At 59.1% G+C, this 24,065-nt stretch carries 26 protein-coding genes; 18 read left to right on the forward strand and 8 right to left on the reverse strand.

Translation table 11 applies throughout. The annotated features are described in order from the left end of the window. The first annotated feature begins 89 nt into the window (after window positions 1-89). From QY049_RS15715 to QY049_RS15745, 7 genes are all read left to right on the forward strand, one after another. Window positions 90-1,304, forward strand: a complete 1,215-nt coding sequence (locus tag QY049_RS15715) for a hypothetical protein (protein WP_301269557.1) — start codon at window positions 90-92, stop codon at window positions 1,302-1,304. 597 nt (window positions 1,305-1,901) lie between these two features. Next, window positions 1,902-2,546: a hypothetical protein gene (locus tag QY049_RS15720; protein ID WP_367401191.1), complete on the forward strand. Its 645-nt coding sequence runs from the start codon at window positions 1,902-1,904 to the stop codon at window positions 2,544-2,546. A 73-nt stretch (window positions 2,547-2,619) separates the two neighbouring features. Continuing rightward, window positions 2,620-2,916 (forward strand): hypothetical protein, encoded by a 297-nt coding sequence (locus QY049_RS15725; RefSeq protein WP_301269558.1) that lies wholly within the window; start codon window positions 2,620-2,622, stop codon window positions 2,914-2,916. 148 nt (window positions 2,917-3,064) lie between these two features. Next, window positions 3,065-3,589, forward strand: a complete 525-nt coding sequence (locus QY049_RS15730; RefSeq protein ID WP_301269559.1) for a hypothetical protein — start codon at window positions 3,065-3,067, stop codon at window positions 3,587-3,589. A gap of 982 nt (window positions 3,590-4,571) precedes the next feature. Next, window positions 4,572-5,123, forward strand: coding sequence for a hypothetical protein (locus QY049_RS15735; RefSeq protein ID WP_301269560.1), 552 nt, complete (start codon window positions 4,572-4,574; stop codon window positions 5,121-5,123). 380 nt (window positions 5,124-5,503) lie between these two features. Then, window positions 5,504-6,067 (forward strand): hypothetical protein, encoded by a 564-nt coding sequence (locus QY049_RS15740; RefSeq protein WP_301269561.1) that lies wholly within the window; start codon window positions 5,504-5,506, stop codon window positions 6,065-6,067. Between the two features lie 32 nt (window positions 6,068-6,099). Beyond that, on the forward strand, window positions 6,100-7,959 hold the full coding sequence (locus QY049_RS15745; RefSeq protein WP_301269562.1) for a hypothetical protein: 1,860 nt from the start codon (window positions 6,100-6,102) through the stop codon (window positions 7,957-7,959). A 577-nt stretch (window positions 7,960-8,536) separates the two neighbouring features. On the opposite strand, the gene QY049_RS15750 is transcribed toward QY049_RS15745, so the two are convergent. After that, on the reverse strand, window positions 8,537-8,929 hold the full coding sequence (locus tag QY049_RS15750) for a helix-turn-helix transcriptional regulator (RefSeq protein ID WP_301269563.1): 393 nt from the start codon (window positions 8,927-8,929) through the stop codon (window positions 8,537-8,539). Between the two features lie 248 nt (window positions 8,930-9,177). Between QY049_RS15750 and QY049_RS15755 the strand changes: the two genes are divergently transcribed. Genes QY049_RS15755 through QY049_RS15765 form a run of 3 tightly spaced genes read left to right on the forward strand, consistent with a single transcriptional unit; the run spans window position 9,178 to window position 12,493 of the window. Then, a complete protein-coding gene (locus QY049_RS15755) occupies window positions 9,178-9,945 on the forward strand; it encodes a hypothetical protein (protein ID WP_301269564.1) in 768 nt (255 codons plus the stop codon). Further along, window positions 9,945-10,925 (forward strand): beta-ribofuranosylaminobenzene 5'-phosphate synthase family protein, encoded by a 981-nt coding sequence (locus tag QY049_RS15760; protein ID WP_301269565.1) that lies wholly within the window; start codon window positions 9,945-9,947, stop codon window positions 10,923-10,925. The genes QY049_RS15755 and QY049_RS15760 overlap by 1 nt, the downstream gene beginning before the upstream one ends. Further along, on the forward strand, window positions 10,922-12,493 hold the full coding sequence (locus QY049_RS15765) for a non-canonical purine NTP pyrophosphatase (protein ID WP_301269566.1): 1,572 nt from the start codon (window positions 10,922-10,924) through the stop codon (window positions 12,491-12,493). The genes QY049_RS15760 and QY049_RS15765 overlap by 4 nt, the downstream gene beginning before the upstream one ends. Before the next feature lie 30 nt (window positions 12,494-12,523). Here QY049_RS15765 and QY049_RS15770 read toward each other — a convergent pair whose 3' ends face one another. After that, window positions 12,524-12,880, reverse strand: coding sequence for a hypothetical protein (locus QY049_RS15770; protein WP_301269567.1), 357 nt, complete (start codon window positions 12,878-12,880; stop codon window positions 12,524-12,526). A gap of 716 nt (window positions 12,881-13,596) precedes the next feature. Here QY049_RS15770 and QY049_RS15775 point away from each other — a divergent pair. Then, window positions 13,597-14,115 (forward strand): hypothetical protein, encoded by a 519-nt coding sequence (locus QY049_RS15775; protein ID WP_301269568.1) that lies wholly within the window; start codon window positions 13,597-13,599, stop codon window positions 14,113-14,115. A 115-nt stretch (window positions 14,116-14,230) separates the two neighbouring features. On the opposite strand, the gene QY049_RS15780 is transcribed toward QY049_RS15775, so the two are convergent. Further along, window positions 14,231-15,088 (reverse strand): class I SAM-dependent methyltransferase, encoded by an 858-nt coding sequence (locus QY049_RS15780; RefSeq protein WP_301269569.1) that lies wholly within the window; start codon window positions 15,086-15,088, stop codon window positions 14,231-14,233. A 652-nt stretch (window positions 15,089-15,740) separates the two neighbouring features. Between QY049_RS15780 and ybgC the strand changes: the two genes are divergently transcribed. Continuing rightward, window positions 15,741-16,208, forward strand: a complete 468-nt coding sequence (ybgC, locus tag QY049_RS15785; RefSeq protein ID WP_301269850.1) for a tol-pal system-associated acyl-CoA thioesterase — start codon at window positions 15,741-15,743, stop codon at window positions 16,206-16,208. A 24-nt stretch (window positions 16,209-16,232) separates the two neighbouring features. Here ybgC and QY049_RS15790 read toward each other — a convergent pair whose 3' ends face one another. The 3 genes from QY049_RS15790 to QY049_RS15800 form a co-directional block, all read right to left on the reverse strand. Beyond that, window positions 16,233-16,367: a hypothetical protein gene (locus tag QY049_RS15790; protein ID WP_301269570.1), complete on the reverse strand. Its 135-nt coding sequence runs from the start codon at window positions 16,365-16,367 to the stop codon at window positions 16,233-16,235. Between the two features lie 107 nt (window positions 16,368-16,474). After that, on the reverse strand, window positions 16,475-16,651 hold the full coding sequence (locus tag QY049_RS15795; protein ID WP_301269571.1) for a hypothetical protein: 177 nt from the start codon (window positions 16,649-16,651) through the stop codon (window positions 16,475-16,477). Between the two features lie 658 nt (window positions 16,652-17,309). Then, the gene (locus QY049_RS15800; protein ID WP_301269572.1) at window positions 17,310-17,504 is read right to left on the reverse strand and encodes a hypothetical protein; all 195 of its coding nucleotides are present in this window, start codon (window positions 17,502-17,504) and stop codon (window positions 17,310-17,312) included. Between the two features lie 274 nt (window positions 17,505-17,778). Between QY049_RS15800 and QY049_RS15805 the strand changes: the two genes are divergently transcribed. Together QY049_RS15805 and QY049_RS15810 are read left to right on the forward strand one after the other, a co-directional pair. Next, window positions 17,779-18,174, forward strand: coding sequence for a YbgC/FadM family acyl-CoA thioesterase (locus QY049_RS15805; protein WP_301269573.1), 396 nt, complete (start codon window positions 17,779-17,781; stop codon window positions 18,172-18,174). 93 nt (window positions 18,175-18,267) lie between these two features. Next, the gene (locus tag QY049_RS15810; protein WP_258765123.1) at window positions 18,268-18,735 is read left to right on the forward strand and encodes a nuclear transport factor 2 family protein; all 468 of its coding nucleotides are present in this window, start codon (window positions 18,268-18,270) and stop codon (window positions 18,733-18,735) included. A 42-nt stretch (window positions 18,736-18,777) separates the two neighbouring features. On the opposite strand, the gene QY049_RS15815 is transcribed toward QY049_RS15810, so the two are convergent. Then, the gene (locus QY049_RS15815; RefSeq protein WP_194479580.1) at window positions 18,778-19,482 is read right to left on the reverse strand and encodes a type 1 glutamine amidotransferase; all 705 of its coding nucleotides are present in this window, start codon (window positions 19,480-19,482) and stop codon (window positions 18,778-18,780) included. A 28-nt stretch (window positions 19,483-19,510) separates the two neighbouring features. Beyond that, window positions 19,511-20,437: a LysR family transcriptional regulator gene (locus QY049_RS15820; protein WP_258765124.1), complete on the reverse strand. Its 927-nt coding sequence runs from the start codon at window positions 20,435-20,437 to the stop codon at window positions 19,511-19,513. 150 nt (window positions 20,438-20,587) lie between these two features. Between QY049_RS15820 and QY049_RS15825 the strand changes: the two genes are divergently transcribed. From QY049_RS15825 to QY049_RS15840, 4 genes are all read left to right on the forward strand, one after another. Further along, window positions 20,588-21,544: an N-carbamoyl-D-amino-acid hydrolase gene (locus tag QY049_RS15825; protein WP_258765125.1), complete on the forward strand. Its 957-nt coding sequence runs from the start codon at window positions 20,588-20,590 to the stop codon at window positions 21,542-21,544. A 72-nt stretch (window positions 21,545-21,616) separates the two neighbouring features. Further along, window positions 21,617-22,444 (forward strand): ABC transporter substrate-binding protein, encoded by an 828-nt coding sequence (locus QY049_RS15830; RefSeq protein ID WP_258765126.1) that lies wholly within the window; start codon window positions 21,617-21,619, stop codon window positions 22,442-22,444. After that, the gene (locus QY049_RS15835) at window positions 22,441-23,298 is read left to right on the forward strand and encodes an amino acid ABC transporter permease (protein WP_194479584.1); all 858 of its coding nucleotides are present in this window, start codon (window positions 22,441-22,443) and stop codon (window positions 23,296-23,298) included. The genes QY049_RS15830 and QY049_RS15835 overlap by 4 nt, the downstream gene beginning before the upstream one ends. Further along, complete coding sequence (locus QY049_RS15840; protein WP_258765127.1) at window positions 23,295-24,059, forward strand: amino acid ABC transporter ATP-binding protein; 765 nt, start codon at window positions 23,295-23,297, stop codon at window positions 24,057-24,059. The genes QY049_RS15835 and QY049_RS15840 overlap by 4 nt, the downstream gene beginning before the upstream one ends. Window positions 24,060-24,065 lie beyond the last annotated feature (6 nt).

Raw genomic sequence — 24,065 nt, forward strand, 5'->3', positions numbered from 1 at the left:
GGGAAAAGCGAAAATCGCCGACACAATCTCGATGGCCCTTCTGGGCTCCGGGTTCGCGGCCGACGCTTCGCTGGTACGACATAGGCGATATGGACCGAGTTTCAACGGTCTCGCGCGATATCGGCGCGGCCTTGCGAGTTTTCCACGAAACTGCGCATTCGCGATTTTTGTCTTTGGAAATCGGAGCTGAATGGATAGCCCGTAGAGACCAGTCCTCACGATCAGCATCAACACAACCGCCCGCTCCAAGCGGAGCGGCCTTTATCGCCCTGATCATGTGCAAAGAAAAAGGCCGGTCCCGCTGCCTGCATGGACCGGCCCAGTCGCCAAACACTTTGTCGCAAAGGAAATACGACTCGATGACAAATAGACACGCAACCTCGATTTCGCAAGAGAGACGCGAGAGGCTCTCGCGCCAAAATGCAGCGCTGCTTCGGATGAAACGCCGCGCGTTCAAAACCCCAAGCTTGGTTTTTATCGCTAGAAGGCGTGTCCGCGAATTCGTGGCGTATTTCGGCGATCGATATGGCGATCAACTTCCCGACGACGACATCGGTCGCAGGAGCCTCGATATCGCTCTTGTGCATCTCGCCGAGAGCAAGCGGTCCAATCCTGATAAGTCGGTTCGCGACTTCGCGAACCGCTGGGCACCTTGGCTCGATGAGAATGAGCATGAGGAGGTGGTCGATGCAGCGTTTGACCGGCGTCGTCGCCGCCGCTGGAATGCCGACGATGCTGCTGACGTGATTGGCTTGACCTTTGCCGATCGTATCCGGCTCGGGATCACTATGATCGGCGCGATCGACAAGAAGAAGGCAGCGCGTGCCAACCGTCGCCGCAAGATCAAGAACCAGCGCAGGGCACGAGATCGGCGTGCCAAGGGCGCGAAGCCGCACAGTCAATCGCTGGCGCAGACGAAGCCGTGGGAAAAACTCGGCGTGAGCCGGGCAAAGTGGTTCCGGTTAAGGAAGGTCGGTCGCTTGGGTGAGATTGTTGAGACTAATTCGCCCCCAGCACTGCTTGCAGCATACGGGGGTCCAGAGACGCAAACGCGATCTTTTCCGCCGCTCCAGTCAACGACGACATACGGCAAAAGCGCCATGCGAGGGCGGGCGCGCAAGCGCTCCGCCCCGCATGTCGTGGAAACGCGCCACCGAGTTGCGTTCGCACCCGTCATCAGAGGCGCGGGTTCGTGTGCTCAGCTATACCGAACGGCGAAGTCCTTCAATCCGCTTTGGCTACATCACCCACGTCTCTCATCCGATACCGTCGTCACCATCAAGCTCAAGGAAGCAAGGCAATGACCAAGATGATGTTTGGCTGACCGACTAGCGAAATCGGCAAGTCGGCATGTCGCCATTCGCTCGAACGGGGCATCAAATGGCATCTCGCGCGACTTCGCGAGGCTCCTCGCCGACCGAGGCAAGAGCAGCTCTATGGCGGTGGATCGACGTGCCGTTCGATTTAGAGGATTGAAGCGACGAAACCGCAGTGCTATCGTGCAGGTAGCATCATTCCTCCTAGGTCTGATGTGGGCGGGCGATCAGGCTTACGGACTACCGCCTGTCATTTGATAACTGGAAATCCTTAGCCCTAAGAGGCCCCGCCTCCGGCCGCATTTCAAAAGTCGGCTGGGCAATGTTTGTTCTGATGCATTTTCCCTCCGTTCTTCCCATGACTCGGAGGCGGGAGTTTTCTGTCCGATAGTTTGGCACATTGCGATTTTCGAGATGTCTATTCTCCTAGACCGCGCTGCTCGCAGTGTCATTGAACATCATTCGAGTTCACGGCAAGGCTGCCGCAGCTTCGTCATCACTATCTTTTGCGCGACTTGCATCGCTCAATTCGCAAGCTCTGCGTGGGCGCAGTGCACAGCTCGTGACGTTTTGCAGAGACAACTGATGCATGGCGGCAACGCACAAGCAGTCGCTCCGCCCGAGCCACTGATTGAGTCCGCCCATGAGGTCCCGACGTGGAGGACGATTGAATTGGGCAATTTTGCCGATCCTGTTGCGCTTCGGAACAAGCTGGACGCGATGGGTTGCGGTGTGGGCGGAGAGGCTGCGGAGGTACTAGCTCGACCAGCCTTCACTGTCAGTCCTAGCAGACAAGCCGTTGAGCTTGTCGTCGTATCGCCAACCCAGCTTGGGTTCACGTCCGAGACTGTGACATTGGCTGCGGTTTATAAGCGCGCTCGGCAACTCGGATTTGAACTTGCTGCGGCGGAGGTCGGTCCGCAACTGCGAATTCAATATTTGGACCAGCCTTTGGGTGAGTTTCTCACCATCGGAATGGAAGCCATTAAAACGTGGGAGGGCGAACCGACTATTCTGAGCGTGGCCAACGGCGGAGCGGGATTGATCCTAATAGGCCAAGACGGCAGAGCAGATGCGGAAGTTCCTGTATCGTCTCGCTTCGTTTTCGCGCAGCCTCCCCGACAGGTACCCGGCAGCGAGCAGACCAGCCGCATCGCAAATGGCGTGACAAGGACGGAACGTAACGCGCGGCCAGCCAATCAGCATCGTGGCTCCGAAATCACTCACTAGTTCTCGACGGGCGCGATGGTCGTGGAGTAGTCGTCTGTCACAACCACAACACAGCGACACCACCGGAGGAGAAATGAGCACGACGACCTACATCGAGCGTAAGCATGCGATGCAGGCTGATTTCGTCGTCTACCATGGCGATCACGGACGAAGCTGCTCGGTGTGGATGGTGCCCGGTACATACGTCGAACAGCCCGGCAAGCCGTACAGATCGGCAGCACTCGAAGCGGCCGACACGTTCTCGACCGAACGCCAGCACGAGCGCCAGATGGAAGCGCGACGTGATCGTGCGATGAAGCGCATCGATCGGGGTCGAACCGCGACGTATGTGCCGCGCTACCGCAGCGGTGAGCACTCTCAGGGTCGGTGATGGACGGGCAAATTTCCCAAGGATGGAGACACCATCTTGATGGTTTTCTTCAACCTGATCGGCTCAAGCGATACCGAACGCGAATATCTTCGCGGCTGGCGGATCGTCGTGCATGCCGAGTTGCGAAGCACATAACTGGACAGGTCTAATGGACGAAACCACACTCAATCGGCTCCGCGTTCAAGATCGTGCCGAGCTGGATACGCTGCGCTGTGCGATCAACGCCACTGGCAGCTCTCTCAAGCGTGACGAATGCGGAGATTGGACGCTCTCCGCCTCTCGTGGTGCAGTTCGCGTCTGCGACGGTGTATATCGAGCCTATGTTGGCTGCCGATCTGCCCGGCATTGGGGATCGGTCAAGAAGTCGCTCGACGCATTCTGCACCGTCACCCTTGATGGTGATCAAGAGGGCATCGTTCGCATCGATCGCGTTCCGGCCGAGGATCAAGCGCATCAGCTCCGCGATGCAATCGGGTTGCGGCGTGCTCCATCCTTCTCGACCGAGCATCGCTTGGCCCTGTCTCAGCGAGCACAGAGTTGGAGGGGTTTCGCGGCAGGACATGAGCCCAAATCAGATTGCCCTGTGTCCGGTGCCCGAACCTCGCCCAGCATCGTCCCTAAGACCGAAGTTGATGCTGATGCAATCTCGCATCAGGCGGAACGCACGGTTTGACTCCGACATGCTCAGCCCTGTGACCACCCCTAGCAAGGGTCTCCATCCTCAGCACCGCGATCGAACGCGATGCAGCGGCCGACGACGGTGTTGCCGGTGCTCAGCCGGTCGTCGCTTCGCAGCGGTGACCGGGATGCAGGATCATGTTTCGATCTGCAACATGATCGGCGACGTGGCCTGTGTGTGGCGTTGCCGTCACGGTGGAAACGCAGCAAACGACACCGCCCAAAATGCAGATCAACAAGAGAGTCTCTACCGTGAAGGATGGTGCCGCCTCTCTCCCCACTGTCTGTGTGGGCTTGGCGTGGCCTGTGGTGAGCGCAACGCGCTTGGGCCGCTGCTCCCTTGAGCCTGCGGGGCGTCGCTTGGGTCCTTCCGGGAGGGGGATGGGGATCGGGTAACGCGCCAGCTCGGCATAGCGCTAGGCGCAATAAAGTTACAAGGGGTTCCGCCTCCTGTTTGCAAATGTTGCGCAACCGCTCTGGCATTTGGCTCAGATATGAGCAATGCAGTCGATCAGGACCAAATCCAGCCGATTGCAGCACAAGCGAAGCGTCGTCTTGCTGATGAGTATGACGCCGCGCAGCGGGCGCGTGAGGTGGCAACCCAATGTGATGGCACTAGGCGTGGGCCTTCTCGAAAGGAAGGCCCACCAACGGTGGCAGACATCGCCTTGACATATCGCAGTGTGCGGGAAGCCAGAGAAGTACGCGATGCCGAACGCATCTCGCCCGGCATCGTTCGTCGTACACTTGATGCGGAGATTGAGGCTGGCCGGGGGCAATGCCCTAGGAGCCATCGACATCAGAAGGCCCGCCAGAACCACCGGCCCGACGCACCGTGCTCTATGCGCGCTTCCCTGCGGCAACGAAAGCACTGACGCGGTGGATAACCCGCTCGGCTGCTTCATTGGGTTGCGACCGGCAGCAAGCATCACCACGTCGGTCGGTAAGCGATACAAAACATTTAGGGAGCTATAATCTTGAACGGGGCAACGGTGGTCGAAGTCATGCGGCATGAGTTCATGCCTGACTTTTGGAGCGTTCACGCTACGAAACGCGAGTTTACGGTCCCGATCTATTTCCGCTCCGTCAACTCCATCCGGGTTTCAGGGCCGCAAGCCTCCTCCAAGCATGAGCTTGCCGAGCTTCGATCTCAGCTCGAAACTGCCGAGCGGGAAACCGCCGCGCTCCGGCGCAAGGTTGCAAATCTCGAAGCAAGGCTGACCCAACCTCAGACGCCGGACGGCATCTTGGCGGCAATGGCCGCGCGCAACGCGCAGGAATTCCCAACGTGGATGCCGCTCCCGGACGTGCTGGCGCTGGAGATGGTTGACCCCAAAATCATGCCCGGCTCAACCGCGAACGACCTTTGCAAGCGTTACCTCCGATGGAGGAAGGAAAGCGGCGATGAGGAAACCCGACCGCACAATGCGATTGGATGTCGCCAACCGGGCGGAGCCGGAACGCTCATCACCGTGAAGGTTACTGATTTCTTCGCCGTCTATGACCGACGAGCAGCGCGTCAAAAGTAACTCGTCAAGCCGAGCTTTGCAAAATCGGAAATTTTCGGAAGTCGCACGCGGAGTGTGAACATGGCGACTACTATGCGCGGTGTCATCGTTGATCGATGGCCCGTTTGCGGCGGTGATTGTCGCACCAAGTCGAGATTGTCCTCCGGTGGATGAAGGGCTCGATATGCAGCTCAACGTAACGGCGCGACACCCGCGTTGAGGCATTCAGGGGGCTCTCGCGATCAAGGTCGCGAGCTGGCTAAACCCCGGCAACGAGCTGGGGGCTGTATCAGCGAAAGCTGACCTCGATAGGGCGACGACACAGGTCGATCGACCCGCGACTTTACTTCAACCGGAATTCCCCGCTCACTCAAAAAATCAAAACATCGGAAGGATTATCTATGGCATTTTTCAAAACCAAGGAGCCCGCCGTTCGCTTGCGGGCCGATCTCGATAAACTCAACGGCCACCGCACCGACATTACTTCGCAGCTCGACGAAGCCAAGGCTTCGGCCTTAGCGCTTACCGAGCAGTATGCCGCACTGATTGGTGATGCATCAAATGATGAAGTCGCGAAAGTGGAAAGCTCGCTATCGGACACTGAGCGCCGCGTCGCCGCACTCAATACGCGCCTATCCGTTCTGCAACGCAAGATCAGCGAGACGCAGGCAGAGCTTGACGAACATCTAGCGAGCGAAGCTGCCGAGCGAGCCGCTGCCGCTCTCGACCGAGATCATGCGGAATTCGCAACCAAGCTCGCCGCACTCGTCGTTGCGGCGGAAGCGTTGCTGCCGGTCGCAGCAAAGATTGGTGAGCGTGTCACGAGCGGCAAGGAGATCGAAAATCTCGCTCGTGCCATCGTCGCGCAATTGCCGCCCGCAGCTCGTCGTATCGAAAATGAAGCGCGTTGGACGCGCGAGCTGATCGTTCGCGAACGTCCCAGCCGTCTTGTGAAGGCAGCCTAAACACAGACGCGCAAACCGCGTCAGGAGAGACAATGAAACATCTTCCCCTCTCGGGGCGACGCTTCGCACAGAGCGGAGCGGCCCCGCGTACATTCAATGCAGAGCAGCGCACGGTTGACGTGGTGCTCAGCAAGGGCAGCCCGGTCGTGAGAAGCTACGGCACCGAGCGTTTGCGTATCGCGCCGGATGCCGTTGATCTGTCCCGACTCGAAAGCGCTGGCATTCCGCTGCTCGATAGTCATACGCAGCGCGGGATTTCTGCCGCCATCGGTCGCTTCATTCGCATCTGGTTTGAAGGCGAGACGCTTCTCGGCCGCGTTCAATTCAACAAGACCCCGCAGGGCGAAGCTGCTCTCGGCATGGTCGAGCGCGGAGAGATCACGAGCGTATCGGTTGGATACATTGTCTCACGTTGGGAGATCACCGACGCGAAGGGTCGAGTGCTCGACCCCGACAACGACCGCATTCCGCTCGGTGCCGATCTGACCTTCACTGCCGTTCGCTGGCAACTGCTCGAAGGCAGCCTCGTGAGCGTGCCAGCCGACGCGGAGGCTGTCGTTCGTTCATTCGATGGCGTGGCGAGCCCGGCCGATGCCGCTCGCAAGCGCATGCAAGCCCGCCAGCGGATGCTTGATCGCACGTCGCATCTGACACCGACCCGAGCGGCACGGCCGCCCCTCACAACCGCAAACAACAGTGTTCGCGACGAACATCACGTCGCCCGGCAAATTCAGGAGCAAAATTCAATGAACCGTATCAGCATCCTTCGCGACCAACGCGATGGCGTCGCTGAGGCGATGAGCATCGCTCTCGCATCTAGCATCCTCAGCTCTCGCGGCATGACCGGCATAGAGTATCAGGGGCCGACCGATCCGCTCGGCAGGGCTCGCTTCGAGGCGCACAAAGCGCAGGCCCGTCAGTACATGGGTCGCTCGCTTGTCGAGATCGCTGCTGAGTGCATCGGGTATCAGGCTCGTCGCGGCACCTATCTTAACGTTGTTGCGGCGAGCACCATCTTAGAGCGCGCCTTCCAGAGCACGAGCGATTTTCCGGCCATATTCTCCAATGCCTTGAATAAGAGCCTGCTCGCTCGCTACCAGCTCGTGATGCCGACCTATCGGCAGCTCGCGGTGGAACGTCCGTTCAAGGATTTCCGTCCGCATCCGCAGGTTCGTACCGGCGACTTCCCGGCCATTCAGCCGGTGCAGCAAAACGGAGAATTGAAGGTCGGCGGTTCGCTGGACGCTTCCGAAAGCGCTTCGGTCAGCCCTTTCGGCTCTGTGTTCCCGATTTCCAGAACTATGCTCGTGAATGACGACCTTGGTGCTATCGATCAGATTTTGGCGTCGGCTGGTGAGATGGTCCGCGCCTTCGAGAACACCGAGTTTTTCAAATTGTTCAACTCGAACCCGACGCTGGCTACCGACGGCACCGCTGTTTTCGCAGCCGGTCACGGCAACCTCGCTGGCACTGGCGCGGCTCCTTCTATTGATACGGTCTCGGCTGCTCGCGAAGCGCTGCGTGGGATGAAGTCGCTCTCCGGCAACTTCATCAACGTGCCGCCCGCGATCATCCTGACCGGCCCGGCAAATGAGACCGTCGCGGATCAGCTCGTCGCGTCGATCACTCCAACCGCCGTTGGCTCGGTGAACCCGTACAGCGGCAAGCTGCACTCTGTCTCCGACGCGAATATCACGGACAGCTCGTGGTACATCGCTGCCGATCCGGCTCGCGTGCCTTGTTTCATCTATGGCTTCCTCAATGGCGCGTCCGGTCCTCGCACGACCGTTCACAGTCCGTTCGGAACTCAAGGCGTTCGCATCGCTCTGGAGCATGATTTTGGTGTTGGCGCGATCGACTACCGCGGTTTCTATCGCAACCCCGGCGTCTGATCTTCGCGGCGGCGAACCCGTCCGCAACCGGCGTCGTTCGCCTCAACGGCGCATTCAACTAAAATCCCAGCGGCCACCCTCTCGTCGAGGGATTCTTGATCCTTCACTCGACGACAACTCCGCTGGGTCGCGCGAGGCTTGAGCGTCCATCGGCGCTTGCCTCGCGCCTCTTCTTCGCGCTTTCAGTCGCGCCGGTGAAAGAGGGTTTGATCCTGCCCGGACAACAAGGGCGTGACTGCACTGGAGCCATGCGAGCCCACGACGCTCGCGTGGCTCCCTTCTTTCCAATTCACATGTTTGCGCGGTTCTCCACTGCGGGAGCCGTATCAATCGAGAACTCACGAGACGGATCGTCACTTTCCTCTGTGGTCAGATAAAAGTCATTGTGCCTTTCTCGGCCGACCGGGGAGCCATTCTTGACGCGAAATTTGTTCGGAATTTTCGGCGTCGTGGGTGCTTGACTGTAGACGCGGAACGCCAGCGCGACGATCCCTTCCAGGTGTATCCCTGAGTTTGTTCATAACTTTCAGTTCTCTAGATGTGTAGCAACGGTCGCGGAGGGTGCTGCGCCGTGCAATCAAGCTACCTTCAACGATTTGAGCAGCGCGCTATAGGCACGTACCTCGGGCAGTTTCTCAAGCTCCCGGATACTTTCAAGAATCATGTGGACGTTCGGCTTGGCCTCGTTGTGGTCCTCACCCGTGCCTTCCTTAAACATCGGAGGTTTTCCATTCGCGTCTCTCAACCATTCCCTCAGCTGCTCGGGCGTCATTTCGACCTCGGCGGCGAACTCGGAAGCGATGGCTTTGATCGATGCGTCCTCCGGCACGAACGTCGTGGCCGTACCCTTGGTCTCCCAATTCCACACCGCCGTATACGACTTGCCGATCCGTGCAGCGAAGTGATGTCTGTCCAGACCTGCGGCCTCACGAAGCTTTTGAATACGATGTTGGACCAGTTCTTTGGCCATGCCAGCCTCACTTTAACGAGTTGAATGATGTCATTTCACCCCATTTCAAACGCCAGGTCAAGAGGCAGGGGGAAACGGCCCGCTGAGCGCCGAGTAGTCCCACGCGCTGGACCATTCCGGCTGACGATTATTTGTTTGAGTTTCCATGCGGCCGAGGCAGCCATGTCCGTCAGTCCGGCCGTGGCGGAAAACCTTCGTGACCAAAGGTCATGTATGCACTACTTTGAGGAAGCAACTTGGGGGCGAGGATGAGGCTATTGATCCGGCGACTAATGACGCCGACCGGCGCTGTGTGGATTCTTTCGCACGCGATCATGGTACTGGTCGGCAGCCTCTGCCTGTCTGCAAAATCGATACACGCAGCAATAGGGACGGGGATCGCCGAAGGCATCGGGGGATCGCTGATCGCGACTGGAATAGCTGGCGCGAGCTTGTTTTTGTATGTTGTCAGTACAGATTCAATGCGCTCCCGCATCGAAATGTTCACAAAGGCGGGCCTGTCGGCAGTCTATCCTGGCCGGTCCGTGCTTATCCGAGATCAGTACCAGTCGAGGCTGGCCAACGCTCAAAAGATCGATCTCATCGGATATGGCTTATCGTCATTCCGTCAAGATTACGTTCGCGAGTTTGTTGCTTGGTCTCACAGAGCGCAGATACGCATATTGCTGCCGGACCCGAATTTCCCATCGATAAAACATAGCCTCGTCGACCAGCGTGATCGCGAGGAGAATCATCCGGTTGGACGAACTCGCGCCGACGTTGAAGCGTTTGAAAAAGAGATATTCGACTTGAAAGGCCTGAATCGCGCAAACTTTCAGGTTCGCCGCGTGAGTTGTATACCGTCAGTGAATATTCTCCGCATAGATGACGATATCTTTTGGGGACCCTATTTGATGCATCAGCAGAGCCGCAATACGCCAACTCTCCTCGTTGCGCGCGGCGGTTATCTTTTCTCCGCCCTGGAAGAACACTTCCAATCTTTATGGAACCAAAGCATTTTACCGCCGGATCTCTGATGCAGATAACGGGCTTTCCACGCATACACGTCGGCTTGACGGACCTTGGATTCGCATCTCAACGCCGTTTTGGCGGCGTCGGTTTTGCGATCGACTATCCTATTACGGTCATGGAATTTAACGGCAGTAGCGAGTTTGCGCTAACCGGGCTCGATGGTTTAGACCTCCCCGCTCGCGCCGAGTTGCAACGCATCTTCGTTCGCCTACAAGATTTAGCTCGCGCAAAGCCGTTTTGCGCGCATTTATCCGCGCACGCTCCCCAACACTGTGGGTTCGGAAGCAAGACGACCCTTGTCCTTTCGCTAATTGCAGGGGCGAACGAGTTCTTAAAACTAGGGCTTAGTCGGGAACAGATGCAGTTGATGAGCGGACGTGGTGGAACGTCGGGCATTGGCATCCACACCTTTTTTGCTGGAGGCGTGATCTGCGATGGCGGCCACCCTTCGCATCTCGGCGCTCAACTCCTTCCTTCCAGCGCGAGATCAAAACCGCTTCTTGCCCCTCCAGTTCTTTCTTGGATGGGCTTTCCACAGCAATGGAAGGTGGTGCTCCTGCTAGGAAAAGATCGCTCTCTCTCGGGAGCAGAGGAGGCGGAGTTCTTTCGGCGCAATGCGCCAATCGAAAGGCAGGATGCCCTGGAAACGATCGCGATCATCCACCACGGAGTTCTGCCTGCATTTGCCACGGCGGATAGGCCCGCATTGGCCAGAGCGTTGAGCGATTTGCATTCACATGGGTTTAAGCTTCGAGAGCTGTTGCGATGTGATTCAGTGACGCAGGACTGCTATCGGCATCTCTCCGCACTCGGTTGCGCCGTTGGACTAAGTAGTATGGGACCGTTGCTCTACGTGTTAATTAATAGGGACGACGGTGATGAGTTGGATCGTGTTAATAAGGTCGCCGCTATCGCGGGCGCAACCGTGTATGCCGAAATTGGCGGCAGAAATATTGGTTACGAGCTGGCGGAACTTTCCAGATGAGGCCGGAGTACGGAAACGCACTGCGATTCGACCGCGTCCTAAATGTATATTTCTACACGTCGAACGCGGACAAGCTCTTTCAGGCCCGTTTGATGTTCGTGCGCCATGGCTACAACCTGCGCCACTTTAGGGGTAGGCGGGAGCCATATGACGAGGACTATTCACTTGGCTCCGAACAGTTACTTAATCGAGCTATCAAGCAGGTGAATGCTGAATTTGGCGTCCGCTCACTATTTTTTGTGGAAGACACATCGCTACGGTTGGAAGGGCTAAGTCGGGATGGCGACTTCCCTGGACTTGCGGTCAAAGAATGGTTTTCCAGCACCTCATTTGAAGAGCTTGACCGTGCGCTGAGCCAAGTGGGCGATCGACGAGCTATTGTTAAGTCAGACATTGCGCTGTATGTCCCCACTCTTTCTCACAACATTCTGTTTCACGCTGAAACGGTGGGTCAAGTTGCGCGATCGAAACCGGACTTTGAGCCCTCTCATCAATACCCTTGGTTAACTCCGTCTACATTCAATGGTTGGTTTGTTCCAGAAGGCTCGACTAAGCGGCTGGGCGAAATGGAATTTGAGGAGTCGCTCAGGTTCGATTTTCGGGCAAAGTCGCTCTCAGCTCTGATCACCAGACTTGAGGAGCTAAATTCAGCTCTCAATCTTTCGCCTGCATTCTATACGGCTCGTAAGCCACCTCCACCGTCGGCCACCGACCAGTTGCTGTTCAAGGAGATTTTAACGAGCGATAACAGTGCGAACGTCCTACTCGTGATTGGCTTCAAGTGCGCCGGGAAGACAACTCTCAGCGACCATCTGGCGGCACGAGACGATGTGATGGTGGTGGAAGCCAGCTCGGTCTTGCGTTCGCTTGCGCAGGACGCGGAAGAGTCGGTTGAAACGGCCGACGATGCATTCAAATTTCTAAGTCAACATGGACTGGATTGCGTTGCGCAGACGATCGGTACTTTTATAGAGAGAGGTACGGCGGGGCTATACGTTGTGACAGGATTGAGGACGGTCGAGGAGGTTCTGCTTCTGGTCGAGCGATTCCCTCAAGCTCGAATCGTGTTCGTTGATAGCGATCTGCCGTCCCGTTTTGAACGCCATGTTCGCAGGGGGCGTGATCAGGACGTGCGAACCTTAACCGAGTTTCGGCGGCAAGACGAGCAGCAAGCTCATTTTGGCGTGCTACGAGTGGCAAATGAAGTTGCGACCGACGCAATTCGGAACGACACGACATTAGAAGAATTCAAGCAGCGTATTGACGCTTTCGTTGGTCGTCTCGATGGCAAGCAGCCGGAGCGAGTTAAATCGGCAAAGGTGAAGACAGAGCTTCATCGAACTCTTGCCGCCCTTGAGGCTTTAGGTGGTGCTGGCTCTTGCGACGCTATTGCGTTGAAGACGCTCGAATTGAATGTTCCCGTAAGGAAGTACAATACGAATCGAGCATTAAAATCGATCCCTGAGTTCGCGGAGCGAGTGAAGCGATCAGGTCATCTCCTGAGTTACCGCATCACTGCAAGGGGGCAGCATTTGCTCGAATTGCTGAACAGGATAAGCGGTCGGTAGGCGCTACCTCCGACGCCATCTTCTGAGAAGTCATGCGGGTTTCCGAAAGCCAGCGATCACCCATCGTCCAAGCCACAATACAGTATACGCAGCAAGCCAGGCCAGAATGAGCGGGACGAAAGTATACATCGCGTTCTCGATGTTTAGGTCGCCGTTTGTCACGTCGCGGCTCCAATCGGCGTCGAACTGCCGATTGCATTGAGCCCAATCGGTGTCCTTGGGCACAGTCCCATCATCTTGGATGGAGTGCATCTCAAGACAGAGCTGATGTTTTGAGATCGCGAAGTGGCCCAGCTCTTTTATGACGATGCTGCGCGTCCAAAGGCCGCCAACAACAACCCACAGCACGCTCGCGATAACACCAAGCCGTTTGATGCCCTTGTTCATCGCCCTTCCCCTGCAAGCCGCTCGCTCAAGACACACGATGCCGATAGCCTCAGGCGGCGGGACTTGGCAATAAGGAACCCGTGCGGATCACTGCCCGTCCATCTCATCGCGGAGCAGCTCAAACATCTTGCGCAAGTCGCTCAGCCGGAGCTTCTTGTCCCCCGGCCTGAGATGCTCACTGAGGCGATGGAACTGCCTCGCTGTGATCTCATCCCTTTGCAGCTCGGTCTCGGCCGCGAAGTACGCTCGCATGTCAGCGACGAACTTCTGTGTCCGAGTGGCAACTCGATGGGATTGCGCGTCATTGGGGTTGTGGATGCTCTCAGTTCTAACCATTGCAGGAAAGCCCGCTAGGCCGCTCACAGGCAATTCGACCTTCGACAGCGGCAGGGCTCTGAGCTGGCTATGATGGCACTTCCAGCCTCGTGATGAGCTTTGGCGAGAGCCCCCGCGGTTGGGCTGCCTGAGTCATCTAGCGGGCGCCTTTTCTGCCCTATGCCAGTCTGCGTGCAGCGCGCCAAATTTCTTCCCGAAACCCGCTGTGGAGGTGTATGGTTTACACTCTACTTTGAGCTGCCGTCGAGGATGTGCCGAAATCTGGAAGGCAGCGGCAAAGCCATCGGCAGGCAGCGAGGCTGTCCTCAGCCAAGCAACTTTTTCGGGCTATTGCCCTCGATTGATTATGCCAAAGCAAACTCGATTGCAGGAGCAGTTCAATGGGAAAGAGCTTTATCTTGACGGTCGCGGCTTCCACATTCTTCATCAGCACGTACGGAATTGCGCAGTCGGAGCCGATCGGGCGGTATGAATGCAACATCGTTGGAGCGGCCAGCCAAGACCCCATCGGTGACCACGATGGGCATCGGATCGTCGGCACGCAATATGCCTGTACCGGTGTTGAGGGGCTTCTGAAAGGAGCGCTGTACACTGGAAGTTCTACGAGTGAATGGGACGGCCCTAAAGGCCGGTACCTAAACGGGATCGGAATGCTGCGCTCACCCAATGGGATTGGGGTCACGCTGGTCACGGAAGGCGCAGGCTCGGTGGTTATGAAAGACGGTAAGCCAGTCGGAAGCGAAAGCACGGGGAAGGCAATCTATCAATTCGCGACTGGTGTATTTGCACCGCTCTCTGGAAAGGCGGTCAAATGGGCAGTTCAACCTGCAGGGTTCAATCGGTTTAGTCTTGAAGTCATGACAGATGACGAAGTGACCACTGCCGCCGCAAAGCAGTAATCTTCTTGTGCATGTCATTATGGCTCCCCGTCTTGAGAGATATTTCGAGACGGGGTGCGCTCGCGGGCGGCCCGGAAGCGCGTCGGCGCATGAACGCCGATGATCCGCGCCGACCTCACTTGTGCGCCTCTCCAATCGGGCGTTTGCCCGAGCCAATTTTAAATGCGATTGGTAGCCTTAGACCATCGGCTGATCTATAGACGCTGGCGCAACGCTCGAACGCGGTTCGGATCAAGTCTTGGGTCGCCTGATCCTGCTTCCTAATGACAGCGCCGGTCAAAACTAGACTTCCTAACCCGCCTCGCCAAAGGGTTTCCGTGTCGGAAACGGTGTAGGTCGCAGTATGCTCAGTAACCGTCACCTCCCCAAGACCCGCTCTCTCTAGCAAGCGGTGCAGTTCGCTTGAGTTGGAAAAGCGAAATACATTGTGCCCCTGCGGCACATCCAGAGGTGCTGATACACCGACCTCCGCAATGGCGTCGCGGAATATACTTTGAATGCGCTGGCGCGACGGTTCATCCCACCAAGCAAAAGCAATGCGTCCACCGGGCAATAATGTTCGTACGCATTCAGAGGCAGCGACTTCTGGTCGAGGAAAATGCCCAAGACCGAAAGCGCAGACGACTGCGTCAAACGTATGATCGGGAAATGGAAGGCGTTCTACATCGGCCTCTCGAAATTCAATGGTTGGGTACAGTCGGTGCGCTAGTTCGATCATGCGCGGAGACAAGTCAACGCCGACCGGCCGTGCGCCGCGATTTGCAGCTTGGGCCGTTAGAACACCCGGCCCACTCGCCACGTCGAGCAAACGTATACCGCCGCGCAAGCGAACTGCTTCGAAAAGTGGGTCCGTAGCTAGAGAGGTCACCGCCGCAAAGAATGCGTGGTAGCTCTGCGCCAAGGCATCATGACCTTGACGTTCAAACGCTCGCAGACGTTCCGCCTCGCTGCTCGACAGTTCTGCGGGAGCCATATCTCACCCGAACGCAAGACTGCTCAAGACTAGCAGTTCGAGGGCTCCGGCGCACCCTATATATGTCGGAAAGCATGTCAGTTTCGGCGCGGCTTCCTGAGAGGCTTAGACGCCACTTAGGTTTGCCCCCGAGAAGCCCGACGCGGCTCCTGAGTCATCTAGCAGGCACCCTTTCGTCCCGTGCCCATGCCGCATACTTCTGCTCTGTCCAATCCCGCTGCTCCCGCCATACGTCGAAGTCGGCTTCCGTCCGGTTGGACAGGAACACCGTCCATGCATTGAGGAAGTCGTCGCGAGCCTGCTCGAAGCTCCCGGAGCTCCCGTTGCGGCATTCACCGGGCTTGCTGCCCGGATAGAACCCGCACTGCCATTGCCAGCATGGCCCAGCACTGGGATTGCCGACCGCCTTGGCGATCGTGCCGACGTGAACGTCGCCGTAGAGAATGCGCCAGCACTCTGGGCGGTGTGGATCAGGGCGGCGGGTGAGCGTGGGCATGGCCGCGATTACAGCGCTGGGGATCGCGGAGGGCAATCCACGACACCTTGGGCCATTCGCGCAGTGGGCTACATCGACTTGGTCAAGCTCACGCTGGCCGCGCGGGCTGACAAACGCCACGATAGTCGGCTATCAGTGTGGGACCTTTTGAATATGATGATTGGAGCCTGCCTCTTGAGCGCGACGAATTTGGACGGCTTCATCCGCGACGGCTCGCACCACATGCAAGTCAGGGTCTATTTTGAGGATACTGATTTTTCCGGTGTCGTATATCACGCCAACTATCTCCGGTTCATGGAGAGAGCCCGAACGAACTATTTGCGGCTACTCGGTACTGACCACCGCTCGCTTTTCGAGGATACGAGCAGCGAGGCACCGGGGTTCACCTTTGTAGTCCGCTCAATGACCATCGATTTCCTCAAACCATCCCATATGGACGACGTGCTTGATATCGTCACGGCTCCGATCGAGGTGAAAGGGGCGTCCATCACCCTGCGGCAGCAATGCAAGCGAGGCGACTCGCTGATCGTTGAGGCTAAGGTACGAGTGGCTTTTGTATCGGGTGGTAAAGCTCAACGCATCCCGAGCGCGCTACGAGAGGCGATGGCGCAGGGTAAGAAGTGAAAGTGGCCGCCAACTGAGGCGGCCTTAATGCAACTTGCTGCGAAGCTTTCGGATGATCTCCCGCAGATCGTCGGCATACTCCTCAATGATACGGCGGGCCTCATCCAAGCGGGATGGTTTAGGTTCCTTCGCCTTGGCTTGGTTGTCGGGCTTCGTCATGGCCCGATGATCCCCAAGAGGGGCCAAATCGACTTTGAGATAAATCAAAATAGGCCAGCGGCTTAGGCCAGTAGGGTTTGGAAACAGGCTGGCGCCAACTTGGGAGCCTAACCGGTCTTCCGCTCCATCATTGCGGCTTCGACTTGATCGGCAAGCAAAATCAGGTGATTGGCGATTCTATCGAATACCTGTCGCTTCTTCGTATCAGTTGCCAGGTCGCGAATGAGGGCTGCTTCTGCTGCGTCTTTTCGCAGTTTTTCGATCTGTGCCAAGTAATCTTGCATGGTCCACACCCCACCTTAGCAGGGCGAAGGCGCCGTTGGCTCCGCCAAGGAAATGGTAGATTAGGACACCTCGAAATTCAACATAGGACACTTGGGGTTAAATATGGACAGTATCCGGCCACCGGTGCTGTCCTAATTAGGACACGCGACAAATCGGATTAGGGACACTGGAAATTTACGGGTTCCGATTCACCTTTGTTATGGCAAGACTTTGTTAACCGGGAAAAAGTGGAAGACCGGGGCTGGCTAAGCCATTTTCATTTCGGAATTATTGTAACCCGGAAGCATGAGGGGCCGCTGCCTTAGGACGGCGGCCCTTTGCTTTGACACCCCGCAGAGGTGGATCAGGACACCGTGGGGATATCGGCGTCAAAGCCCTGCGCCAGCATCTCGGACAGTTGCTTGGCATCGCCCAAGGTATCGCGCACGGAAGCAGAGTACGAAGGCCACGTCAGGCGAAATCTTCGGCCAGCAACAAATGGACCTATGAAGATGGCTGCCAACTGAGGCGGCCTTGCCACATTGGGAAATTTACGGGTGTGAACAACCACGGCCCCAGCCTTGGGGAAAGCTGAGGCCGCTGTTGGGGCTCCCGGCCGCAGGGCTGTTAACGGGCCAGAGGCGAGAATCGAACGCGCTAACGATTAAAGAGTTCCTGCTAATTTAGCTCCGATGACCTGAGCCATTCGCTCATTTGCGCGCCAGTTTCGCATTGGCGAGCCTTGCGCAGCGTTTCCTCGCGAGCCGCTCCAGGTTTTTGCGTCTTGGCTTTTTCCCGAAGGCGGATGGCCTCAGCCGCCAATCGTATTTCTAGATCGTCTGTGTGTTTAAAGCGGCGACGGTGCACGGTCATACACGGTTGCTCCTAACGCCCCGCACTCAAACGTTCCTGAAACGGAACGGTTGCTAAGACTTCCGTCGAATTAGGACACTTCAGAATTCAACTTAGGACACCGGGGGTTAAATACGGACAGCACCTGCCCACCTATAAGAACAGATCGGAAACCCGAAACAGAGCTTGAACTCGGCTGGCGCGGCAACGTCCGTTGCGTCATTTTGCACGGGCTTGGACCCCCTGCGCGGCTTGCTTCTGTCTCCATCGACCAAGGGCTATCAGCCGCCTGTCCATGTTACGATTTGGCGGACCAGTGTTCTCCGGCATCGTCTATCACGCTAATTACCTGCGCTACATGGAGCGCGGGCGCACCAATCATCTGCGGCTGATGGGCGCCGAGCAGCAGGTGCTGTTCGACCAGGTCGAGACCGAAGGCGACGGCTTCGCCTTCGTCGTGCGCTCGATGCATCTGGATTTTCTCAAGCCTGCGCGGATGGACGACGTGCTCGATGTCGTGACCTGGCCGGTCGCGGTGAAGGGTGCGTCGATCATGCTGGCGCAGGAGGTGCGGCGCGGTGAGGACGTGCTGGTCAAGGCCGAGGTGCGCGTCGCCTTCATCAGCGGCGGCCGGGCGCAACCGATCCCGAAATCGATCCGCGCGTTGATGAAGGCCGATTTGATTTCCTGATCGCCCGATAAGTGATCGGCCGATAGGTCGCGGCCTATCGACTCCACCGATCGCGGCGATAGATTGCGGCCTCGACCAACCGATGAGGTCACCATGTCGCGCCCACCGCTTCCGCCCTTCACCCGTGAGACCGCCGCGCAGAAGGCGCGCATGGCCGAGGACGCCTGGAATTCACGCGATCCGGTGCGGGTATCGCTCGCCTACACCGAAGACAGCCGCTGGCGCAATCGCTCGGAAGTGTTTCAGGGCCGCGAGGCCATCGTCGCCTTCCTGACCCGCAAATGGGAGAAGGAGCAGGACTATCGCCTGATCAAGGATCTCTGGGCTTTCGACCAGGACCGCATCGCGGTGCGCTTCCAGTACGAATGGCACGATACCAGCGGGCAGTGGTTTCGTTCCTACGGCAACGAGCAGTGGGAGTTCGACGAGCACGGCCTGATGCGACGGCGCGAGGCCTCGATCAACGATATCATGATTGCGGAGAAGGACCGCCGGTTTCATTGGGCTGCGCCCGGGCCGCGGCCTGCGGATGTGCCTGGGTTGGGACAGGATCCGTTCTGATATCCTTTCTGTCCCTCTCCCCGTCCTTGCGGGCGAGGTGAATCAGCGCCGTGCCAGGAACCTCGTAATCGCGCCACCAAGCTTCGCGCTGTCCATCGGCTCCGCCAGTGATGCCCTCGCCATGGCCACAAGCTCATCCGGCGCCTTGCCGTCGCGCAGTTCGCAGCACACTTGCGCAAATTCAACGTCGAATTCCGGATGCGGCTGCACCGTCAGCGTCGCACCGTTGGCGTAGAGCAGGCCGGCATGCGGCGTGAATTCGGACGAGAGGATCGTCAGCGCATCGTCAGGCGCCTCGATCACCTGATCCTGATGCGAGCACGCGATCGCGACCGCTTCGCCGTCGATGACCCCGTTCTCCGGCAGCACCTGATAGACGTGCCGGCCGATGCCCCAACCCTTTTCCGACTTGCGCACGGTGCCGCCGAGCGCCTGAGCGATCAATTGATGGCCGAAGCAGACGCCGACCATCGGCGTCTTGCGGGCGTAGGCGGTGCGGACGAAATCTTCCAGCGGCGCAATCCAGTCGAGCCCGTCATAGACGCCGGCGGCAGCGCCGGTGATCAGCACGGCTTCGAGCTTGCTCGGGTCAGGCAGCGCGTCGCCATTCGGAATGCTGACGACGTCGACCGTCGCCGTCGGATCCTCGGCGCGGACCATGCGCTCGAACATGTCCGGAAACGAGCCATGCCGCTCGCGATACTTTTGCGGGACCCGTCCGGTCTCGATGATGGTGATGCGTGCCACGTACCCCTCAGGTCATCGGTTGCGAAGCCTAGTCGCTTCCTGCGCCGTGTTGCTGGTGCAGCGCTTTGCGCTCCAGCAGCGCACTCTCCTTGCGGATCTCACCGAGAAAGGCCTTCGCCAGGCGCGACAGCGGTTCGGCCTCCGACCATAACATGTAGGCGACCGCGCGGGTCGTCGGCGTGAACGGCCGGACCACGAGGCCGTGTCCGCCATTCTGGCGCGGCGAGAAGGGATCGACCACCGCCGCGCCGACGCCGGCGGCTGCGAGCACGCAGGCCGTGTTGCAGTAGCGCACCTCCACCGTCGGCTGGAACGGCGCGCCGGCGCGGGCAAAGCTGTCGCGTACGGCTTCGCCCAGCCGCGTGCCGCGTTCGAGTCCGATGAAGGGCAGGCCGGAGAGATCGGCGGCCGAGATCACGGGCTTGGCTGCGAGCGGGTGCTGCGGCGGCAACACGCAAACCATCTCGCCGGTGTGCACCACCTCATGCGCGATGCCGGGATGATGCGTCAGGCCGAGCGCGAAGCCGAGCTCGGCGACGCGGCTGAGCACGCCTTCGATGATGCCCTCGTAACGCCGGACATCGAAGAACACGCGTGTCTCCGGACGGCGGCGCAGGAAGCCTGACAGTGCGGAGGGGATGATGCTGTAAGCGAGCGGCGGTGTCGCCACGATCGCAAGATGTCCGGCGCGGTTCTCGCGCAGATCGCGCACGCGGTTCTCGAGCTTGGCGTGAAGCGCGAAGATCGCCTCGCTCTCCTTGTAGAGCGCCATCGCCTCCGCGGTCGGAAACAGCCGATTGTTGACGCGCTCGAATAACGCAAAGCCTGCCTGCGATTCCATCGTCTTCAGCGCGTTGCTGACCGCAGGCTGTGACAGCGCGAGTTCGTCGGCCGCCGCCACCGTGGTGCGGTGGCGGATGACGGCACGCAGAATCTCGAGCTGGCGCAGGTTCATATCACTGCCTGTTATACTCTGGGCCAAAACATCATAGCACGATGAATTGCTTTTGCAGCCCGCCTTGCGCCTAATGCTCGCGGATTTGCGCGCTGGATCAAAGGGTTCTTTCGCCCATTGAGGCAGCATGCGCACAGATTGGAGGCAATCTTGGTTCGTGTCCTTCGCGCCGCCGCCGCCCAAATGGGGCCGACGCAAAAAGCCGATAGGCGTGAACATACGCTGTCGCGGATGCTGGCCATGCTGGAGGAAGCGGCGAGCCGCGGCGCGAGCCTCGTGGTGTTTCCCGAACTCGCCTTCACCACATTCTTTCCGCGCTGGCTGCTCGAGGGCGATGCGCTCGACCGCTATTTCGAGCATGGCATGCCCAACCCGGCCGTGGCCAGATTGTTCGACCGTGCGCGAGCGCTGCGTGTCGGCTTCTATGTCGGTTACGCCGAACTGACCCCGGAGGGCCGCCGTTACAATTGCGCCATCCTGGTCGATCGCGACGGAGAGATTCTCGGCCGTTATCGCAAGGTGCATCTGCCGGGGTCGGTCGAGCCGCGGGAAGGTGCGCGCTACCAGCAGCTCGAGAAGCGCTATTTCGAATATGGCGATCTCGGCTTTCCCGCCTTTCGCGCCGGCTCGGCCTGGGCGCACGCGATCATGGGCATGATGATCTGCAACGACCGCCGCTGGCCGGAATCCTGGCGCGTGCTCGGCCTGCAGGGCGTCGAGCTGGTCTGCATCGGCTACAATTCAGCGGCCTATGATCCCAACGGCGGCACCACGGAGGATGCCTCCTTGCGCACCTTCCACTCGACGCTGGTGACGCAGGCCAACGCCTACATGAACGCCACCTGGGCGATCTCGGTTGCCAAGGCCGGCGACGAGGACGGATCGGGCCTGATCGGAGGCTCCTGCATCGTCGATCCCAACGGCCGCATCGTCGCGCAGGCCGCGACGCTGACCGACGAGGTGATCGTTGCCGACATCGATCTCGACCTCTGCCGGCAGGGCAAGGACAAGATGTTCAATTTCGCCGCCCACCGGCGGCCCGAGCAATACCGGGTGATCACCGAGCGCGCTGGCGTCATCGAGCCGGCCGTGCTCGACGCGGACTGACTCTGGCATGGTGCTGGCAAAGGATCGTCAGAAAAAAGATCGGCAAAGCAAAGGGTTGGCAAAGGAGCTGACATGATACGCCTCTCGCACTTCCTCGCTCTTACTGCACTGGCTGCCGTGACATCGACGCAGGCGGCAGAGCTTCCGGCGGAGATCAAGCAGGCGGGCATGCTGAAGCTCACGGTCAACTCCACCTACGCGCCGATGGAATATCGCGATCCCGCCAGCAATGAGCTGGTCGGACTCGACATCGATCTGGCCAATGAGCTCGCCAAGCGGCTCGGTGGTCTCAAGATCATCTGGAGCGAAACGCCATTCGCCGAGCTGATCCCCTCGCTCCAGACCAAGCGCGCCGATTTCATCATTTCCGGCATCTCCGACCGCGCCTCGCGGCGTGAGACCGCCGATTTCGTCGATTACCTCACGACCGGCCCGCAGTTCTTCGTGATGGCAGAGAGCGAGGCGAAAGTCGCGACCGATCTCTGCGGCAAGAAGGTCGGCACCACCCGTAGCACCAGCTTCCCGGTCGAGATCGAGAAATGGAGCAAGCAGAATTGCGAGGCGGCCGGCAAGGCGGCGATCCAATACGTGCCCGGCGAGAACTCGATCGACGTCCGTAACCAGCTCAAGCAGGGCCGTATCGATGCTGCCGTACAGGGCAGCGAGACGCTGCCTTATGCCCAGACGCAGGAGCCCGGCAAATATCGCGTCGTCGGCGAGGCCTTTTCAAAAGGCTATCAGGGCATCATGTTCCGCAAGGACGATGCCGCGCTGCGTGAAATCGTGACGGAGAAGCTCGCGGCGATGATCGCCGACGGGTCCTACAAGGCGGTTCTCGACAAATGGGGCCTGGGCGCGAACGCGGTCGCACAGCCCATGCTGAACGCGGCGCCGCAATGAAGCCGGCGCCGGCACTCGCGGAGGGTTTCCCTGATTTGTCGGGGATGCAGATCGCGCGCGAGCCGCACTGGTTCCGCTGGTTCAGCGCGGCCCTGATCGTCCTCATACTGGCGGCGATCGCGCGGGCCTTCGCCAATGGCCAGATCGAATGGTCCTATGTCAGTCGTTTCATCACCACCAAGGTGATTCTCGAAGGCATCGTCAACACCATGGTGATGGCGGTGCTGGCGATGGCGCTCGGCATCGTGCTCGGCATCGTCGTGGCGATCATGCGGCTGTCGCCCAATCCGGTGCTGAAGACGGTCGCCGCCGGCTACACCTGGCTGTTTCGCGGCACGCCGCTCATCCTGCAGTTGCTGCTGTGGTTCAATCTCGCGCTGGTGTTTCCGACCATCGGCATTCCCGGCCTGTGGAGCGCGCGCGCCGTTGACGTCATGACGCCGTTCCTCGCCGCGCTGCTCGGGCTCGGCATCAACCAGGGCGCCTATACATCCGAAGTGATGCGCGCCGGCATGCTGTCGGTCGATATCGGGCAATATGAGGCGGCGGAGGCAATCGGAATGGGTCGGCTGCGTGCGTTGCGGCGGATCGTGCTGCCGCAGGCGATGCGCGTCGTGATTCCGCCACTCGGCAACGAGTTCATCAGCATGGTGAAGGCGACCTCGCTCGCGAGCGTTATCCAGTACCCTGAATTGCTGCACAACGCCGAGAATATCTATTACGCCAATTCCCGCGTGATCGAGCTCCTGATCGTCGCCGGGCTCTGGTATCTGCTGGTCGTCTCGATCCTGACGCCGCTCCAGATGTTGCTCGAACGCCGCTTTGCACGCGGCACATTGCGGCTCGCGCGATGACAAAACCCCTCGTCGCGATCCGCTCCGTCAGCAAAAACTTTGGAGAGTTCCAGGCTCTCAGAAACGTCTCGCTCGACGTCTGGCCCGGCGAGGTGATGTGCCTGATCGGCGCTTCCGGCTCCGGCAAGACCACGCTGCTCCGTTGCATCAATCAGCTCGCGGTCATCGACAGCGGCGGCATCTGGCTCGACGGTGAGCTCCTGGGCGTGCGCGAGGAGAGCGGGCGGCTGCATCGCCTCAGTGAACGCGAGATCGGGCGGCAGCGGCTGAAGACCGGCATGGTGTTCCAGCGCTTCAACTTGTTTCCGCACCGGACGGCGCTGGAAAACATCATCGAAGGTCCGTTCCAGGTGCAGGGGCGCAAGTTAGACGAGGTGCGCGTCGAGGCGCTGGAGCTGCTGCGGCGCGTCGGCTTGTCAACCAAGGCCAATTCGTATCCCGCGCAGCTGTCCGGCGGCCAGCAGCAGCGTGTCGCGATTGCCCGTGCGCTCGCCATGAAGCCGATGCTGATGCTGTTCGACGAGCCGACCAGTGCGCTCGATCCGGAACTCGTCGGCGAGGTCCTGGCGGTGATGAAGGAGCTGGCGAAGAGCGGCATGACCATGATGGTGGTGACTCACGAGCTCGGCTTCGCCCGTGAGGTCGCCGACCGCGTCGTCTACATGGATCAGGGTGTGATCGTCGAGCAGGGCCGCGCTACGGACGTGCTGGGCGCGCCGCGTGAGGAGCGGACCAAGGCATTTCTTTCGGCAGTGATCTGACATGAG

The sequence above is a fragment of the Bradyrhizobium sp. WYCCWR 13022 genome, assembly GCF_030435535.1.
Classification (GTDB): Bacteria; Pseudomonadota; Alphaproteobacteria; order Rhizobiales; family Xanthobacteraceae; genus Bradyrhizobium.